Source organism: Janibacter sp. CoH_79_TC_3 (genome assembly GCF_058197955.1).
Genome location: NZ_JBXWIV010000008.1, coordinates 18,761 through 35,997, shown reverse-complemented (window position 1 = coordinate 35,997; position 17,237 = coordinate 18,761). Strand labels below are relative to the sequence as shown.

At 43.2% G+C, this 17,237-nt stretch carries 14 protein-coding genes and 2 tRNA genes; 5 read left to right on the top strand and 11 right to left on the bottom strand.

Going from position 1 to position 17,237, the window contains the following annotated elements; all coding sequences use genetic code 11:
- Window positions 1-30: 30 nt before the first annotated feature.
- Window positions 31-107, bottom strand: a tRNA-Arg gene (locus AC2FA3_RS08615).
- A 183-nt stretch (window positions 108-290) separates the two neighbouring features.
- Window positions 291-380: transfer RNA gene (locus AC2FA3_RS08610), tRNA-Ser, on the bottom strand.
- Window positions 381-735: 355 nt separating this feature from the next.
- Between AC2FA3_RS08610 and AC2FA3_RS08605 the strand changes: the two genes are divergently transcribed.
- Window positions 736-1,530 carry a hydroxymethylpyrimidine/phosphomethylpyrimidine kinase gene (locus tag AC2FA3_RS08605; RefSeq protein ID WP_490509212.1) on the top strand — a complete coding sequence of 265 codons (795 nt, stop codon included), beginning with the start codon at window positions 736-738 and terminating at the stop codon, window positions 1,528-1,530.
- 117 nt (window positions 1,531-1,647) lie between these two features.
- On the opposite strand, the gene AC2FA3_RS08600 is transcribed toward AC2FA3_RS08605, so the two are convergent.
- The 5 genes from AC2FA3_RS08600 to ppx form a co-directional block, all read right to left on the bottom strand.
- A complete protein-coding gene (locus tag AC2FA3_RS08600) occupies window positions 1,648-2,217 on the bottom strand; it encodes a YggT family protein (protein WP_490509211.1) in 570 nt (189 codons plus the stop codon).
- Between the two features lie 151 nt (window positions 2,218-2,368).
- Window positions 2,369-3,202 carry a pyrroline-5-carboxylate reductase gene (proC, locus tag AC2FA3_RS08595; protein ID WP_490509210.1) on the bottom strand — a complete coding sequence of 278 codons (834 nt, stop codon included), beginning with the start codon at window positions 3,200-3,202 and terminating at the stop codon, window positions 2,369-2,371.
- A 168-nt stretch (window positions 3,203-3,370) separates the two neighbouring features.
- Window positions 3,371-4,960: a tRNA lysidine(34) synthetase TilS gene (gene tilS, locus AC2FA3_RS08590; RefSeq protein ID WP_490509209.1), complete on the bottom strand. Its 1,590-nt coding sequence runs from the start codon at window positions 4,958-4,960 to the stop codon at window positions 3,371-3,373.
- A gap of 182 nt (window positions 4,961-5,142) precedes the next feature.
- A complete protein-coding gene (locus AC2FA3_RS08585) occupies window positions 5,143-5,946 on the bottom strand; it encodes an acetyl-CoA carboxylase carboxyltransferase subunit alpha (RefSeq protein WP_490509208.1) in 804 nt (267 codons plus the stop codon).
- A 219-nt stretch (window positions 5,947-6,165) separates the two neighbouring features.
- Window positions 6,166-7,719 carry an exopolyphosphatase gene (gene ppx / locus AC2FA3_RS08580; protein ID WP_490509207.1) on the bottom strand — a complete coding sequence of 518 codons (1,554 nt, stop codon included), beginning with the start codon at window positions 7,717-7,719 and terminating at the stop codon, window positions 6,166-6,168.
- A 488-nt stretch (window positions 7,720-8,207) separates the two neighbouring features.
- Here ppx and AC2FA3_RS08575 point away from each other — a divergent pair, with 488 nt between their 5' ends.
- Window positions 8,208-8,612 carry an Mpo1-like protein gene (locus AC2FA3_RS08575; protein ID WP_490509206.1) on the top strand — a complete coding sequence of 135 codons (405 nt, stop codon included), beginning with the start codon at window positions 8,208-8,210 and terminating at the stop codon, window positions 8,610-8,612.
- Between the two features lie 144 nt (window positions 8,613-8,756).
- On the opposite strand, the gene hemL is transcribed toward AC2FA3_RS08575, so the two are convergent.
- Together hemL and AC2FA3_RS08565 are read right to left on the bottom strand one after the other, a co-directional pair.
- Window positions 8,757-10,058 (bottom strand): glutamate-1-semialdehyde 2,1-aminomutase, encoded by a 1,302-nt coding sequence (hemL, locus tag AC2FA3_RS08570; RefSeq protein WP_490509205.1) that lies wholly within the window; start codon window positions 10,056-10,058, stop codon window positions 8,757-8,759.
- Window positions 10,059-10,104: 46 nt separating this feature from the next.
- Window positions 10,105-10,458, bottom strand: coding sequence for a zinc ribbon domain-containing protein YjdM (locus AC2FA3_RS08565; protein ID WP_320157915.1), 354 nt, complete (start codon window positions 10,456-10,458; stop codon window positions 10,105-10,107).
- Window positions 10,459-10,783: 325 nt separating this feature from the next.
- Here AC2FA3_RS08565 and ygfZ point away from each other — a divergent pair, with 325 nt between their 5' ends.
- A complete protein-coding gene (ygfZ, locus tag AC2FA3_RS08560) occupies window positions 10,784-11,524 on the top strand; it encodes a CAF17-like 4Fe-4S cluster assembly/insertion protein YgfZ (RefSeq protein WP_490509204.1) in 741 nt (246 codons plus the stop codon).
- An 88-nt stretch (window positions 11,525-11,612) separates the two neighbouring features.
- Complete coding sequence (locus tag AC2FA3_RS08555; protein WP_490509203.1) at window positions 11,613-12,956, top strand: D-amino acid dehydrogenase; 1,344 nt, start codon at window positions 11,613-11,615, stop codon at window positions 12,954-12,956.
- A gap of 42 nt (window positions 12,957-12,998) precedes the next feature.
- Here AC2FA3_RS08555 and AC2FA3_RS08550 read toward each other — a convergent pair whose 3' ends face one another.
- A complete protein-coding gene (locus tag AC2FA3_RS08550) occupies window positions 12,999-15,224 on the bottom strand; it encodes a molybdopterin oxidoreductase family protein (protein WP_490509202.1) in 2,226 nt (741 codons plus the stop codon).
- Between the two features lie 146 nt (window positions 15,225-15,370).
- On the bottom strand, window positions 15,371-16,063 hold the full coding sequence (locus tag AC2FA3_RS08545; protein WP_490509201.1) for a TetR/AcrR family transcriptional regulator: 693 nt from the start codon (window positions 16,061-16,063) through the stop codon (window positions 15,371-15,373).
- A 428-nt stretch (window positions 16,064-16,491) separates the two neighbouring features.
- Here AC2FA3_RS08545 and AC2FA3_RS08540 point away from each other — a divergent pair, with 428 nt between their 5' ends.
- The gene (locus AC2FA3_RS08540) at window positions 16,492-16,695 is read left to right on the top strand and encodes a CsbD family protein (RefSeq protein WP_490509200.1); all 204 of its coding nucleotides are present in this window, start codon (window positions 16,492-16,494) and stop codon (window positions 16,693-16,695) included.
- Window positions 16,696-17,237 lie beyond the last annotated feature (542 nt).

Genomic DNA, 17,237 nt, shown 5'->3' with positions numbered 1-17,237 from the left:
GTTATATGAACAAATAAGCCAGTATGCAAATGGTGCGCTTGGAGAGATTCGAACTCCCGACCCCTTAGTTCGTAGCCAAGTGCTCTATCCAACTGAGCTACAAGCGCGTACTTTGCACATTATCTACTGCGTTGTTAAAAACAATTGCAGCAAATTAGGTTGGTTATTATATAGATAATCTCGCTTGTGTCAACTTATTTCTCAGTTAAATTCAAATTACTTTTGAATGATAAACTAAAAAATTATTAACGCCAATTTCTGCGTTATTACTCTTATAACAACTGAATAAATGGCGGTGAAGGAGGGATTCGAACCCTCGATACGCTTACACGTATGGTTCCTTAGCAGGGAACTGGTTTCAGCCACTCACCCACTTCACCGAACGATTTAAGACACTTATCGAAATATTTTTATAAAAAACACTTCTTTAAACACAGTATCGATGCTAATGATACGTCTTATGCCGTGGGCGGTATTATAGCAAAGCCAAAACGAATTGCAAGCGTTGTCTACAGATTTAACGCAGCTTTTGCCATAATTATCGATTTAAATGGCTTTATTATTTTTTAAGGCTAAAAATCACCTGATTTAGCTATGAAAATCCAGATTAGTTTTCGGTTTTACTACTAGTGAGTTTTTATCAGTAATTGACCAAAATCTAATGACTATGGCTTTTTGGGCAATCGATAGCTATAGTATTTATGATTCATTATAGAATAAATAAAAGGAAGGGTTATGCGACCAGTGGTACTGTGTTTTTCAGGATTGGATCCGTCGGGCGGTGCTGGATTACAAGCAGATATCGAGGCTGTCGGTCAAGCAGGCGCTTATGCCGCAATCGCTTGTACGGCGATTACCATACAAAACTCGCAGCAGGTATTCGGTTTTGAGGCTTGTGCAGCAGCACTGGTAGAAGCGCAGGCGACCACAGTGCTCGATGATTTACCTGTTGCGGTAATTAAGTCAGGTATGCTTGGCACCACTGACAATATCGCGATGCTGACGCGTCTATTTGCTGAGCAAATTATCGCCGCTGACACGCCATTTGTACTCGACCCGGTATTGGTTGCCAATAGTGGTGGCAGCTTAGGCGATGAGCAAACACTGGTGACGGCGTTTAGAGAACTGCTTCCCTATGCGACTTTAATCACCCCAAATACGCATGAGCTGCGTGCTTTAAGCGGAGAGCAAGATTTGCATATCGGTGCGCGAAAATTATGCACCCAAGGTACTCATGCGGTACTGGTCAAAACCTCACACGATTTTGATAGCGGTGATATTAAGCAGTATTTATATATCAAAGGTGAGATGGTACATAAAAGTGTCTTACCACGCTTAGCCGGTGAATTTCATGGCTCTGGCTGCTCATTAGCGAGCTTTATTGCTGGACGCTTGGCAATGGGTGACGCGCTTATTGAGGCGGTAAAGGCTGCAGATAGTTGGATTACCCAAACGCTGCGTGCCGCTGATGCGCCGCACCCTGATAATGCCAATGCCCAATTGATACCCAATCGTTTTGTAGAATTTTAGAATAATCTATAGATGGTAAATAAAAAAAGGCGCTCTATATTTTATAAAGCGCCTTTTTATTCAGTGTTCGATTTTATACTAACTTTTACTTAATACTTTTTACTTAATGAATTTAACTTAGCCCAACATCGGCATAAAGCTTGATGCCAATCCACCGATAAATATCTCAAGCAGATAAAAGGCAAAAAAGGCAACCATTGGTGATAAATCAATCATACCTAAGTTTGGCGTGATTCGACGGAATGGTGCCAAGATCGGCTCCGCTAAATTAACAATGATACCAATGATCGGATGCTGAGACTGGGTAAACACCACAATCCAGCTCACAATGATAGAGCCGATAACCAGATAGCGGCACATACGCAAAAAGTCTAATACCAAGCTGACAGTACCAGTAAAAAATAGTGGTACAGGCGCAATGCCTTTATGGGTTAACGCCGCCTTACCAGAGATATCAATCAAGCGGATTAAAAACATCAAGACAATGGCAGCAATACTAATACGGCCTTGACCAACAGTTGGGAAAATACGCCCAAACACATCGACGATATGGGTGGCTTTATAAGCAGGGGCAATCATAGGACTGCTGGCATCCATCCCCGCAAACTGTAGCATAAAGCGGATAAACACCAACATCATGGCGAAGGTGGTGACCAAATCAAAAATTTGCAATAACAGGTTGTTCATGAAGTGCTACTCAATGTGACATTATTAACGGGATTTAGGATGACGAATGTCATTATCAGGCATTTTTATGACTTTACATTTTTTATGATTATTAATAGGGCATCTCATAAATCATGACATACCCTATCAGTAAAGCACTAACCATTAAAGGCTATTTACTCATCTCTTCACTTAACGCTTGGCTACGATCATAACAGGCCTGCATTGCTTCAACAATTTGACGACTGATGTCATTGGCTTGCATGGACTCAATGGCCGCTTGGGTCGTACCGTTTGGTGAAGTGACTTTACGACGTAGCTCGCTTGGTGCGTCTTCACTACCTAGCGCCATTTTTGCCGCGCCCAGCATGGTTTGCATCGCCAGTGCTGACGCTTGTTCTTTATCCAATCCTAACGCGACTGCCCCATCGACCATCGCTTCGATAAAGTAAAACATATAAGCTGGCGCTGAGCCTGATACGGCGGTGACCGCATGCATGTGCTCTTCATTGTCGACCCACATGACCAGACCTGATGCTTCCATCACTGCGGTTGCTAATTGCTTTTGTTCAACAGAAATATCATCCGTACCGTACAGACCTGTTGCGCCCATTTGAATCATCGCTGGGGTATTTGGCATCGCACGGACGATGTTGCTATATCCGCCGAGCATATTTGATAACAGCGCAGTCGATAATCCTGCTGCCACTGAAATCACCAGCTGCTTGTCTAAAACATCAGCAAAACCATTGACCACTGCTTTCATGACTTGTGGTTTGACTGCCAATACCACGATGTCAGCACCGATAACTGTCGCTTTTGCATCGGCAGTTGGATCAACCGTATTTAATCCTTTCGCAGCCAATTGCTCGCGCGCTTCATTGCTTGGATCAGCCACTGTAATCAGACTCGGTTTGACACCGCAGCTGACTAGCCCGCTAATCAAGGCCTGCGCCATATTGCCGCCACCGATAAAGCTGATTTTTTTATTATCTAATACTGACATACGTGTCTCCTATTCAAAAAATGCAAAGGCATTCAAACTAACATAATGATAGGTAAAATGACACTCAGTTTACCATACTGCTACTGGCGTCGTTTGATAAATTCAAAGGCTCAATAATGGACTTACCGTTTAAATAATCATCACTATATAACGCAGCATATTTATCATTTAACACGTTTGACGCAAAATTAAATGGCTTTCAATAAGTGCGGCAAGCTCTTTTACATCTACATTAATACTCGACTGTTCAACAGCCAACACCCAGCTTTCAAAAGGCGATAATAATAAAATAGGCAATTCTATACGGCGCTCATTGTCTAAATGCTCATTTTCAATGTTTCTTTCATTTATAGAAGCCACACTAACTACCACCAAACTCTCACGCATCCATAAGGGAATACCCAAAGTTTGATACAGCTTTTTGCCCGCTTGTGGACGAGACGCCAGTGGAGTTTGCACACGCTGATTGCGTTCTAATGGCGCAAAGGTAACCTTCAACTTATCTTCATAGCTTTCTAATAGCCGAATTATTTCATTTTGTGTAATCTGTAATTGCCAAATAAATTTATTATCATTACGTAAGGTCATGGAAACGGACTTACTGTCAGTTGTATGAATAACAGTAAGATTAGACTCAGTATGACTAGATAAGGTCTGCGTCTGCTCGGTAAAGGTTAACTCTAACCATTTGAGCCAGTCACTGCTGAGACGATAAAGCTGCTGACGGTAGCGGCGAACAGTATACGACTGCTTGCGACCTTTCCAAAATAGCACCGTTTGGTGATCATTATCATCACGTTGGCTTAGGCGTAAGACATCATCAACGAGCTGCTTTGCAGGCGGCAATGGCTCATCTTGACCGAGCCAATGGTGCAATAATTGTCGCTGACGATAGGATGGTAAGGTTTGTAGTTTATCTATATTTAGTACGCGCTGTGCATATTGAAGTTGTAACGGTGCAACCTCTATCTGTTGCAAATCATCGACTGCTTGGGCATTGATTATTAATTGCGCATCACTTAACAACTGCGTACTACGGGCAATGTTATCAATAACGTTTGGGTTATAAGTTGCTAATATCGGCATGATGTCTCGACGTAAGCCACTACGCACATTATCGCCAGCCTCATTGGTTGGGTCATCGATATAGGGTAGCTTTATAAGCTGTGCATAGGCGCTGATATCGGCGCGTTTCACCGTTAGCCAAGGTCGCCATAACGCTATGCGATGTGCGCCTTGCATCTGTACACGCCACGGCTGCATACCTGATAGACCATTTACCCCAGCGCCTTGAATCAAGCGCATTAATACGGTTTCCGCTTGGTCATCGGCATGATGCGCTAGGAGTAATACATCATCTTGATTAAGTTGCGCACGCATCACATCATAACGTGCTTGGCGTGCGGCTTGTTCATCATGACCGTCCACTTGGGCGCGTAAAATCCGACAAGCTATATTTTGCACCTTTGCCCAATCGGCAACATGCACCGCCCAAGCGCCACTATCCGCTTGTAGACCATGGTTAACATGCAACAATTGCGGTAAAAATGTCAATTTACCTTGCTGATAGAGCTGCACACACAGCGCTGCCAGTGCTAACGAATCACGCCCACCACTACAGGCCAGCCAAACTCGCCGTCCATGCAGTTGCTCGCCATACTCAGCTAAACTGCTTAATAATGCTTCTGCCAGAGCATTATCGATAGGCAGAGTAGCTATCGGTTTAATAGGATATGGGAGGATTGCACTATTCGTCATTATTAACCTTATTAATCTTTAACTTATTAACAGCCGAACCACTTTAACGCCAATGCAGATTTGCTAGGATAAATGAAGCCGTACAAAAAAACGCGCCATAAAATGACACGTTTTTATTTTAACATTAAGCGTAAATCGATATCGTTAAAAGCTAAGTTTAAGCACCCTAGCAATATAAAATCTTAGCAAGGCAACATCACTTCTGAGTTAAAGGATTTTAATTTCTCATAACGCAGCTCGCAACGCTCATGCGCATCCATGTCTTTAAGCTCATCTAATTGCTCAACGATTAATGCTTTTAGCGCTATCATCACTGGCTGCGGCTGGATATGTGCGCCCTCGCCTTCGTCGATAACCGCATCAATTAAGCCCATTTGATAGAGATTAATCGCATTCAACTTCAAGGCCTCACTGGCATCTTGGGCTTTTTCAGCAGTTTTCCATAAAATAGACGCACAGCCTTCAGGAGAGATAACCGAGTAAATACTGTTTTGTAGCATATTTACCTTATCGCCAACACCAATTGCCAACGCGCCACCTGAACCACCTTCACCGATAATGGTAACGATGATAGGGACTTTTAGGCTAGAAAACACAGCGATGCTTTCAGCGATGGCTTGCGCTTGTCCGCGCTCTTCAGCACCGATACCGGGATAAGCGCCTTGGGTATCGACAAAGGTCATCACCGGAATGTTAAAACGCTCAGCCATTTTCACCAAACGAATGACCTTACGATAGCCTTCGGGGTTTGCCATACCAAAATTGTGGGCGATACGTTCGCGCGTACTACGACCACGATGTTGGCCAATCACCATCACAGGCTGGCCGTCTAGGCGCGCAAGACCGCCAAGGATAGCCTTGTCATCCGCATAAGCACGGTCACCATGCAACTCATCAAATTCAGTAAACAGCTGATTCACATAGTCCATAAATAATGGACGTTTGGCATGCCGTGCAAGCTGAACGCTATCCCAGACGGTACTCATAGACGCTTCCCTTTCGTAATTCTACATAATGTGGTGATGTTTAATAATGACACTGTTAGTTGGTACTGTTATCGGCTTTTGGATAACCGACAATCAAAGTACAGTTGTAAACTCAATAGAAGCTATAGTAGCACATCTTAAATAGCATGACATTACTGACAACGGCGCTTTTGTTACGTTAATCTGTAGCGCAATTATTACAATAGTAACGAGCCAGTGTTAAGAGTCAGTATTAGCGTTCAGTGCTTGTGCTTCAACCACGCTCAGTTTCACACCCCATTTAGCAAACTGCTCAATCTCAGTATGCAAATCTGATAATAAGAAAGCATAGTGCTCACTACTTTCTCCAACCGTAATTTGCCAGCGATTATCCTCCAGCACTTTTAGCGCTAGCTTTGGTAATTCATGATCGCTGCGACTGTGGTGCGCCAGTACCGCTAAGCGTAGCAGCAAACACAAATAAACGAGCTGTTCACCACCGATGGTACAAGTCTGCTCTAACATATCAGCCTTGAGCTTACGGCGATGATTCAGCATCAATTGCGCCATACGCTTTTGATCCACTTGCGAAAATCCTGGAATATCAGAGTATTCAATCAAGTAAGCACTGTGCTTATGATAGCTGCTATGAGCAATCGCTAAGCCTATTTCGTGTAAGGACGCCGCCCGTCTGAGCAAATCACCATCTTCACTATTGAGGCTAAGCTGACTTTTTACCTGCTCAAATAGATTAAGACTGGTTTTAACCACTTGTTTGGCTTGTTTTTTATCGCCTGAATAACGCTTAATCAGCGCCAAGACACTGCGGTCACGCACGTCTTCGCTAGCAAAGCGGCCGAGCATGTCGTACATGACGCCTTCGCGTAGCGCGCCATCTGAATAAACCATGGTCTCGATGGCCAATACTTTCATGATCGCACGTAATACTGCCACACCTGCGGGAAAGACCGCTTTACGATGCTCTTTCACGCCTTCTAAATCAATGTCATCGACGTTGCCAATTTTTAGCAATAACTTCTCTAACTTTTTAACGCCTTTATAAGTAATGCGCTCTTGCTCATCCGCCCAGCCTTTTGAGACAAGGACGTTGCGCACCGCTTTAATCGTGCCACTCGAGCCAACGACACTACTCCAGCCTACTTTTTGGTAACGTCCATTAATCGCTAACACCTCTTTACGCGCGCTCGAGATGGCATTATTAAAGGCTTCTTTGGTAATCAATCCATCCGAAAAATACTTTTGAGTAAAGGCCACACAGCCCATCTGCAAGCTCTCGGTCAATAGTGGATCGAATTCTTGACCAATAATAAACTCTGTCGAACCGCCACCAATATCAATGACCAAACGCTTATCACTACTGGCATTGGTATGTGAGACGCCCAAATAAATCAAACGCGCCTCTTCTCGTCCGGCGATAATCTCAATGGGTTTGGGCAAAATTTTATTGGCACGGGTGATGAAGTCATTGGCGTTTTTGGCTTGGCGCAAGGCGTTGGTCGCGACGACGCGAATACGCTCAGGCGGCACCGAATCTAAACGCGCAACAAATCGGCTTAAGCATTCTAAACCGCGCTTTTCAGCAGCAGCGCCCAAGATATTATTCTCATCGAGTCCGGCAGCGAGCTGCACCTTTTCAGACATAGACACTACTTTTCGCACCTCACCATGATCGAGGCGAGCAATCGCTAAATGAAAGCTGTTGGAGCCAATATCAATGGCTGCCATCATCTCATCATCAGCAAGTGGTGGGTTTTTCAGGTAATCTTTAGGCATAAGAGAGATCGTTACCGTGTCAGATAAAAAAGATATTCAAAAGCGCCAAGGCTTTTAAAATAGAGGATACATGCAATGAAACTGAAGGTTTTTATATAACTAAGGGCTTTTATATAAAGTTTAGATATATTAGAACTGTCATTATGATGAGGATTATAGCAAGTTTTGCTATTAAAATATTTATGCAAAACGCTGGTGAGTCAGAGACTTGCACCGCTACCTATAGATTAAGCGAGAAACAAATATGCTTTAATCCTGAAAACTAGCAGCCAAAATCTCGGGCGCACTTTAACATAGCCTATTTTAACAATAACGGCTTGCTACAACTGCAATCCTCTATATTATAATAAAGAACAAGCACTTACTCATGGCGATAAATGCTCTATCTATACCATTCGATATATATAATAAGCACTAGCTTTCACCATTTAAGCCCATCACGGAATGATGATGCTCAATCAATCACACCCTGCAAGGAAGCAAAAGTTATGAAGCAGACAACCGCCCAAGCCGCAAAAACAAAATTGTCTACTGACACTGAAAAAACTAATCATGGCAATCTTATTCACGTAAAACGTTTAGTTAAGCTAAAATTTTACGATTTTTATTTAAATGAGCATCAAAACATGGCTTGCCGCCGCTTGCATTTTGCCGGTAGTAGCTTTGGTCTTTTGGGATTGGCAAAATCTGTTAAAAATCGCTCGGCAAAGCCACTACTGAAAGGTATTGCAGCAGGATATGCCTGCGCGTGGGTTGGACATTTTTTCTTTGAGAAGAACAAACCGGCCTCTTTTAAATTCCCTCTACAGAGCTTTGTCAGTGACTTTCGCATGTATAGCGATGTGCTACGCGGCAGACTCAGCTTAAAAGACCGTAAGTTTGATAAAATTTAATAAGCATCATTTAATAGATTCAATTTAATAAAAATAAAAAAGCCAGCATGATGAATCATGTTGGCTTTTTATCTTTACTATTAAGATTCAAATACTCTTAACGTATTTAAATAGTGCTTAAACAGTTTTGAAACAGTTTTGAAACTAAGCTTTTACCATTTCAGCAAAAATCTCATCAGCGGCTTTAATAGACGCTTCAATGTCTGCATGACTATGCTTGATGGACATAAAGCCCGCTTCATAAGCAGACGGCGCAAGGTAGATACCGCGATCTAGCATGCCATGGAAGAAGGTATTAAATACGTCCATATCGCACTCGGTGACGTCATCGAAATTCTGCGGTACGTTTGTTGCCTTGTCTTTAACAAAGAACATGCCAAACATACCGCCCAATTTATTGGTACGCATATTAATGCCATGTTTGTCTGCAGCAGCTTGGAAGCCATCAACGAGCTGATCTACTTTCGCTGACAATTCAGCATAAAAACCATCGACGGTTAAGTCTTCAAACATCGCGATACCAGCACGCATCGCCAATGGGTTCCCTGATAACGTACCCGCTTGATAGACGCCGCCAAGTGGCGCGATACATGACATCACTTCTTTTTTACCACCAAAAGCACCAACCGGTAAACCGGCGCCGATGATTTTACCAAAGCAGGTTAAATCAGGGTCAATGCCAAAATGCGCTTGGGCGCCGCCAAGTCCGACGCGAAAACCGGTCATCACTTCGTCAAAAATCAATACTGCGCCATTGGCGGTACATTCTGCGCGCAAAGTATCGTGGAATTCTTGGGTCGGAATGACCATATTCATATTGCCAGCGATTGGTTCAACAATCACGCAAGCAATCTCACTACCCCATTTCTCAAAGCAATCTTTAATCGCTTGTGGGTCATTATAAGGAATGGTAATCGTATGCTTAGCAAAATCTGCTGGCACGCCTTTTGACGTTGGTTCACCAATATCGAGCATGCCCGAGCCCGCTTTTACCAATAAGCTGTCTGAATGACCATGGTAGCAACCTTCAAATTTGACGATTTTATCACGCTCAGTAAAGCCGCGTGCTAAGCGAATCGCGCTCATGGTCGCTTCTGTACCAGAGCTGGTCATACGAATCATCTCAACGCTCGGGACAATTTCGCAAATTTTATCGGCAACCGTGGTTTCAAATGGTGTTGGCGTACCAAAGCTCAAACCATCATCCGCGGCTTTTTTAACGGCATCAATGACTTTTGGATGCGCATGACCCAAAATCATGGGACCCCAAGAGCCGACATAATCGATATAAGCGTTGTCTTCGGTGTCATAGATTTTGCTACCGTTAGCACGGTGCATAAAGATAGGCGTGCCACCGACACCGGCAAAGGCGCGAACCGGTGAGTTTACGCCGCCAGGAATATGCTTACGTGCTTGCGCAAAAAGTTGTTCATTTTTAGTACTCATAATTATTCTCTACTTATTCATTCGGTCTTATTTTATTAACAATACATTAGGCTTTTTTAACCACCGACGATTTCAGCTTCATTGGTCCATAACCATCGAGTTTACAGTCGATATCATGACCATCAGACGCATCGGGCAGTAGGCGGATACCTTTCGCTCTGGTGCCGACTTTGATAATGGTTGATGAGCCTTTGACCTTTAAGTCTTTAATCACGGTGACGGTATCACCATCTTGCAGCTCATTACCGACCGCATCACGGATGACCGCATCTTGCTCTTCAGCTTGCGCCGCATCAGTGTCAGCCGCGGTCCATTCATGAGCACACATGGGACATACCAGTAACGAACCATCTTCGTACGTATATTCAGCATCGCATTTTGGGCAATTGGGTAAGCTCATAATTTCCTCGTCAGCCGTGATAAATTGGGTGTATTCTACAGCTAACATTGTACCGTAACTCGCCAGCTTTAACCAATCGCTTAGATTGTAAACGCCGTACGGTGATTAATGGATACATTCGTTTATCTCTTAAAACAGGCGTTTTTTATCACATGGTTTTTTATGGTACTCTGCTTTAACCAAGTTTGATTTGATAGCCATTTGCCTTTAGATGGTAAAAAACCTCAAACACCATTTCTCAAACATTATTTTAACAACTACTTTAATAACTCAGTATTAACCCTAATATCTGAGGCTATAGCGACTGATAAATAGGACAACAATAATGACTCAATCAACACTGCCACAATTTGCTCAACTAACCATTCAAGGTGAAGACGCGGAAAAATTCTTACAAGGGCAATTGACCTCTGATGTCACCAAGCTCGGACTTAGCTATCAAGCAACGGCGCTTAGCAATTTAAAAGGTCGCATCGATTTTGGACTTTGGATAAAAAAACAAGACGAAAAACACTATGATGTGGTTATCAGTGCCGATTGCGTTGAGGCTTTCCAAGCCCATTTAAAAAAGTTTGGCGCCTTTTCAAAATTTGATACCAGTGCGCCAGCGCCGATTTATCCTTGCGTACTCGATGAGTTGCCGACCTTTAGCCATAAAGAGGAACATAATACGCCAGCAGATACTCAAGCATGGATGCAAGCGAGTCTAGTAGCGGGTAACTACTGGATAGCGGCAGCTACGCAAGGACTGTTTCAGCCACAAGAGCTACGGCTGCATCAGCGCGGCGGTATGGATTACGATAAAGGCTGCTACCTTGGTCAAGAAGTCATTGCCCGTATTTACTTTAAAGCGGCGCCAAAAGCTTTTTTACATTATGTTAGCGGCACAGGCGACGTACCAGCAGCAGGTGACAAGCTCGATAAAATCCAAGTGGTCAATGCGATTGCAGATGAGAGTGGTTTTAAGGCATTGGTCGTCGCCCGTCCAGAACATATAGCGGATAGCGAGCTTACGATATTAGACTTACCGCCAGCACTGCAAGCGGATGTTGCCCGCCAAAAATAACGTGAAGTAATCAATAACACGAAGCATCAAGCATCAAGTACCAAGCATCTTTTAGAGCACTTTTACTAAGAACCCAGCAGAGCAATTTATGAGTCATATTGCGGTACTCGGAGCGGGTGTGGTGGGCGTGACCACCGCATGGTATCTTCGCCAAGCAGGCTACGATGTAACCGTCATTGAACGTGAGTCAGCTGCGGGTATGCAAACTTCATTTGCTAATGGTGGGCAGATATCTGTCTCGCATGCGACGCCTTGGGCAAATCCTGCTGCCCCAATGAAAGCCCTTAAATGGCTGTTTCGCGAGGATGCGCCGCTGCTATATCGCTTGCGTGCTGATAAGGCGCAGCTTAAGTGGGCGATGCAGTTTTTAAAAGAATGCCGCGCAGAACGAGCCGATGCCAATTTGGTACAAATGGTACGCTTAGGCTTGTATTCACGAGACGCACTACAACAGCTGCGTGCTGATATTGGTATTGATTATGAGCAGCAAACGCGCGGCATCATGCATTTCTATACTAACCAAGCTGAGTTTGATGCCGCCATTGCACCAACCAAGCGCATGCAAGAGTTAGGCTGTGAGCGCCATATCATTGATATCAATAATGCCGTCAGCCTCGAGCCCGCGCTCTACCCTATTGCGCATAAACTCAAAGGTGCGACTTATACCAGCCGTGATGAATCAGGTAATGCCCATTTATTTACTCAACGCTTAGCTCAGCGCTGCGTCGAAGCTGGCGTGCAGTTCTTATATGATACCGAGATTTTGGCGTTAAATGCAGACACCAACTCTACTAGCCCGCATATCCATAGTATTACTATTCGACCCAAGGGTGAAAACGCGCAGACTTTTAGTGCGGACAGCCATATGCTAGCGCTCGGTAGCTATAGCGTAGCGCTGATGAAGCCACTGAATATGCATCTGCCTATTTTTCCCGCTAAAGGCTACTCGGCTACTTATCAAATCAATCCCCACGTGCCGCATCTGGCACCCTTCGTCAGTCTCATTGATGATGAGTTCAAATTGGTAACATCACGCCTTGGTGACAAATTACGGGTTGCTGGAACGGCAGAATTTAACGGCTATAATTTGGATTTAAATACCATACGCTGTGAAGCCATCACTCGCCGTGTGCAGCAGCTATTTCCCAAAGGCATTATTGCTAATTCTGTCCAATATTGGACAGGGCTGCGACCGATGACCCCCTCTAATGTGCCGTTAATAGGACGCGCGCATACAGGTCAAGTCCGTCATGGTAGTCAAAATACAGACGCCACATTTGATAATTTATGGCTCAATACGGGTCATGGTACGCTTGGCTGGACGCATGCTTGTGGTTCGGCAAAGGCGATCAGTTTATTAATACAGGGTGAGACACCGCCAGTCGATTTTGATTTTGTTGGTGTAGAAATGCCAAAAAAGGCGCTGATATAAGCGCCTTTCTTATTTGTAAAAAAATTTTATGCTAAAACTATTTTATGCAGCGCTCCCTGATTCAATATCAGAATTAACATCAGAGTCAGCCATCTCCAAGTCAGTCGTCTCCAAATCAATCACTTCTGGCTTAATCGCTTGCAATTGTACTGGTACGCCATTGACTGCCGCATTACCACTGAGCTGATCGATTAAGGTATCGTCCGTCAAATCATTGACACTGACACCCGCATGCGCTTGAGCAATCTTTTGTTTTACCCCTTTACGGCCGTGTCCCCAGCCATGTGGAATACTTACCACTCTTGGCATCAGCTCGTTCGTGACTTCTGCAACTATCATTACACTACCAACGCGCGAGGTAACTTTTACATTTTGACCATCTTCGATACCGTATTCTTTGGCAGTTTCAGGATGCAGCATAAGCGTGCAGCGCGGTTTGCCTTTTACCAACCGATAGCTATTATGCAGCCACGAGTTATTACTACGTACATGACGACGACCGATTAATAAAATCTGCTTGCTATCATAGTCCTGCATCATTGCCTGTACGCGCTCTAAATCTGCTTGATAAAAATCAACGTTAAGATGAATCTGCTTGTCTTTATGCTTTAAAGCATGTGGCAACATCTTTTTGAGAGGTCCTAAATCGATACCATGCGGATTTTTCTTAAGTTTATTAAGCGTCATACCTGCATAAGGTCCGCGTCTTAACCCTTGATCAAGCATAAACTTCGGGCCCAATGTCCTGACCAATCGGCGCTCAATTTTGGTCGCAAGTGGAGCTTTTTTATCCAGACGTTTTGCCAACTCTAAGTAGATTTGCCAATCATGTTTTGCATTTTTTTTCTTAGCAAACAATGCTTTTGAATATTTAGCGACATTATGCACGGCAAAGTTATTAAAGGTAACATCATGATGGTCACGCTCTAGAGGCGATACGGGTGGCAAAATGATATGAGCATGACGACTGGTTTCTGTAACGAAATAATCAATCGCGACCATAAAGTCCAAGTTGGCAAAGGCTTTATCCAACTTTTCACCATTCGGCGTGCTTAGGACAGGATTGCCAGCCACCGTCATAAAGCCTTTTAGTTGACCCTCACCTTCTACCAACATTTCATCACCCATCGCTACCACTGGATAATCGCCGTTAAAATCAGGCAAGTTACTTACTCGGCTATGACGTTTGCCTAAATAACCTGGGCCAGAGTTATTGACCACATCAACCGCAGGATTGGGGAACATTAGGCCGCCCACTTCATCTAAACGTCCGGTGACAATATTAATCACCATAATGAGATACTGACTTAATAGGCCAAACTCTTGCACCGATACGCCCATGCGCCCGTAACAGACGGCGCTTTTAGCTTCGCAAAATTCTTTGACCAGTTGTTTAATCTCATCTTCATTAATGCCAGTAATATCAGCAACTGACTCTGCGCTATAGTCTTTAGCAAAATCTGCTAAGCGCGCAAGCTCTGGCGTCAGTGCTGCGGCTCTATTATTAGCCTGTGCTTTGTCCGCGTAACCTTGTGCATAGATTTCATTGAGCATGGCGAGCAAAAATAAAACATCCGTTGCTGGACGAATAAAATGATGCTCGCTCGCAATGTCTGCCGTTTCGGTACGCCTTGGATCAATCACTACTACTTTGCCATCACGGGCTTTGATATCTTTTAGCTTTTGGCGCATATTTGGTGCGGTCATAATACTGCCATTAGACGCCAATGGATTACCACCAATGATGAGCATATATTGGGTACGATTGACGTCAGGCACAGGGATGCGCAGCATATGCCCGAAAAGATGCATGCTAACGATGTGATGGGGCAACTGGTCAATGGAAGTCGCAGAAAAGCGACTGCGCGTCTTGATACTGGTTAATAGATGCTTAATGGTTAACATGCCGCCTAGATTATGGACATTAGGATTGCCTAGATAAATACCGAAGGCGTTTTGACCGTACTTTTTCTGTACCGACTGAACACCCGCTGCTACCTTATCCAAAGCATCAGCCCAGCTAATCTCTTTCCAACCGTTAGCGGTTCTCTCAACGGGATGACGCAGGCGATCGCTGTCTTCATGCAAGTCTTGCAAAGCAGTCGCTTTTGGGCAAATATAACCTTTAGAAAATGGATCGTTTTTATCGCCTTTGATCGATAACACCTTCTTACCATCATGCTTGATGACAATACCGCACATCGCTTCACATAAGTTACAGGTTCTAAAATGTGTTTGTGCATCCGTTTCAATTTGTTCACTACTCATGGTCGCGCTCCCTGTTGTTTTTTACTATCGCTTTTACTATATAAATTCCGTTTTATAAGTTTAATATGGTTACTAAATTTGCTCATCTTAAAACTATTGAGCATTAGTTAAAGCTAAGCATTACTAAAAATTGATAAGCTAAATAACTAGCCATCTACTCTATGCCTGTCTTTGGTGAAAAAACCACTAAAAAGTCCATCAAAGTTTTTGCATAATATCTCAATTGCCTGCTGCCGTGAATAACGCTGTTGATGACAACCTAATATCAGCTCATGTACTTGGGCGGAAGCGATATCGACACAAAGATGAACGTCAGATTCTTCAAAACCACACTCGGCTGACTGCAACCCCTGCATAAATATCTTGGTCCACTCCTCTCGTATTTCTGTGATCAAGCTTCCCAAACCTTGACGTTCTATTTTTGAATCAAAACGCAGACTGTCTTCGATTAAACGTTGAAATAAGGCGATATTCTGAAATGCCGCATCAAAAATCATGGTCAAGCAGTGTTGGCAGCGCTTATTGAACTCTTCTTTAGATAGCGTTGGATAGTCTTTAAGCATATCTACCCACGCCATACGCATCGGCGATAAATAGTTGTCTTTAAGCTGCTCGCTCATCACCTGCTGCAACGTATCTAAACTGTCAAAGTGATTATAAAAACTTGGCTGGGCAATATTTGCCCCTTTCGCGATTTTATTCATACTCATGCTACAGCTGCCTTCTAAGCTATACAACTGCAAGGCACTTTTTAGCAATTTATGACGGGTTTTTGCTTTTGCCTGCTCACGCTTCGATTCTGTTTTCGTATCATTTATTACTGTATTAAATGAATTCATTGTCAATTTGCCCTAGCTTGGTCAAACCTATAAAACCACCGTTAATTCAACTATAAGGCTATAGTCATTTAAACAGTAAGTCTATATTTAAATACTCAAAGGATGGATTATTCATGGCCAATCTTTACGGATCATACTGAAAAAATGCCTAATCTCTTACACAACTATGCTGCTCCTAACATAGAGGCAGTTTTTATCATAATTGAGTAACACTACAAACATTGCCCCTACAGACAAGTATCGCAGAACTTCCTATATTGATAGTACAAGTTAGCCACTGGCTAGTTGTAAAGTACTGAAAAGTAGCACTGAACAAGCAATAAGAATCATAAATAATAACTTGCATATTAAAGCGTCGTATAAACAGTTGATGTAGTTTCTAATCACAGGGTTATAGAGGCGCAATAACGAGAATAAGGAATATCACAATGAACGAACATACCCTAAAAGGTGAGTGGAAACAGCTGAAAGGCTCAGTAAAGCAAAAATGGGCTGATCTTACTGATGATGACTTACTACATATCGAAGGTAGCCGTGACAAGCTAGTTGGTAAAGTCCAAGAGCGTTATGGTCATAGTAAAGATGACGCTGAGCGCGAAGTTGATGCGTGGCGTACCGAAAACAAATACTAATTCATAAAATTTCTTATAAAATATTGTCATAAGATAAGTACACATTTTTATCATTTATTTAGTAAATAAAAACCGCATCGATTGTAATGCGGTTTTTTTGTTTGCCTTTTTCATGCTTCACTAATAATTACCGATTTACCTTGACGATCATCGTAATCAATATGTAGAAAGGTTGGGCCGGGAGAAATACCATTGATAGCTATTACGATAAATAGATGCTGGGGAATACAGGCAGAGGAATATCTAATACCCAGACACAATAAAACCGCATAACAATTAATTATTATGCGGTTTTATTGTCAACTATCCTTGTTGCCCATCACCACTCTAATCACTGCATCCTTGCAGGTTATTGAGTATATTGTGATAGCTGGGCATCCTGCCCATTCTTTCTGACTACTACTGGCATTATCTGCCTGCAGCACGGGTAATGTGTCCTTATTCCAATTGCTATTATCATCCTGATGCTAGCGATTGAACTATTATCCTTAATACGGTCAACTCAATCCTTGAGTCACATTCCCTTATGCCGTGTGTGTATA

What these genes read in the sequence shown, in the direction of transcription:
- hemL (WP_490509205.1), bottom strand. Translation starts at nt 10,058, where the DNA reads ATGAGTACTAAAAATGAACAACTTTTTGCGCAAGCACGTAAGCATATT.
- ygfZ (WP_490509204.1), top strand. Translation starts at nt 10,784, where the DNA reads ATGACTCAATCAACACTGCCACAATTTGCTCAACTAACCATTCAAGGT.
- ppx (WP_490509207.1), bottom strand. Translation starts at nt 7,719, where the DNA reads ATGCCTAAAGATTACCTGAAAAACCCACCACTTGCTGATGATGAGATG.
- AC2FA3_RS08605 (WP_490509212.1), top strand. Translation starts at nt 736, where the DNA reads ATGCGACCAGTGGTACTGTGTTTTTCAGGATTGGATCCGTCGGGCGGT.
- AC2FA3_RS08600 (WP_490509211.1), bottom strand. Translation starts at nt 2,217, where the DNA reads ATGAACAACCTGTTATTGCAAATTTTTGATTTGGTCACCACCTTCGCC.
- AC2FA3_RS08545 (WP_490509201.1), bottom strand. Translation starts at nt 16,063, where the DNA reads ATGAATTCATTTAATACAGTAATAAATGATACGAAAACAGAATCGAAG.
- AC2FA3_RS08540 (WP_490509200.1), top strand. Translation starts at nt 16,492, where the DNA reads ATGAACGAACATACCCTAAAAGGTGAGTGGAAACAGCTGAAAGGCTCA.
- AC2FA3_RS08550 (WP_490509202.1), bottom strand. Translation starts at nt 15,224, where the DNA reads ATGAGTAGTGAACAAATTGAAACGGATGCACAAACACATTTTAGAACC.
- AC2FA3_RS08565 (WP_320157915.1), bottom strand. Translation starts at nt 10,458, where the DNA reads ATGAGCTTACCCAATTGCCCAAAATGCGATGCTGAATATACGTACGAA.
- AC2FA3_RS08575 (WP_490509206.1), top strand. Translation starts at nt 8,208, where the DNA reads ATGAAGCAGACAACCGCCCAAGCCGCAAAAACAAAATTGTCTACTGAC.
- AC2FA3_RS08585 (WP_490509208.1), bottom strand. Translation starts at nt 5,946, where the DNA reads ATGAGTACCGTCTGGGATAGCGTTCAGCTTGCACGGCATGCCAAACGT.
- AC2FA3_RS08555 (WP_490509203.1), top strand. Translation starts at nt 11,613, where the DNA reads ATGAGTCATATTGCGGTACTCGGAGCGGGTGTGGTGGGCGTGACCACC.
- proC (WP_490509210.1), bottom strand. Translation starts at nt 3,202, where the DNA reads ATGTCAGTATTAGATAATAAAAAAATCAGCTTTATCGGTGGCGGCAAT.
- tilS (WP_490509209.1), bottom strand. Translation starts at nt 4,960, where the DNA reads ATGACGAATAGTGCAATCCTCCCATATCCTATTAAACCGATAGCTACT.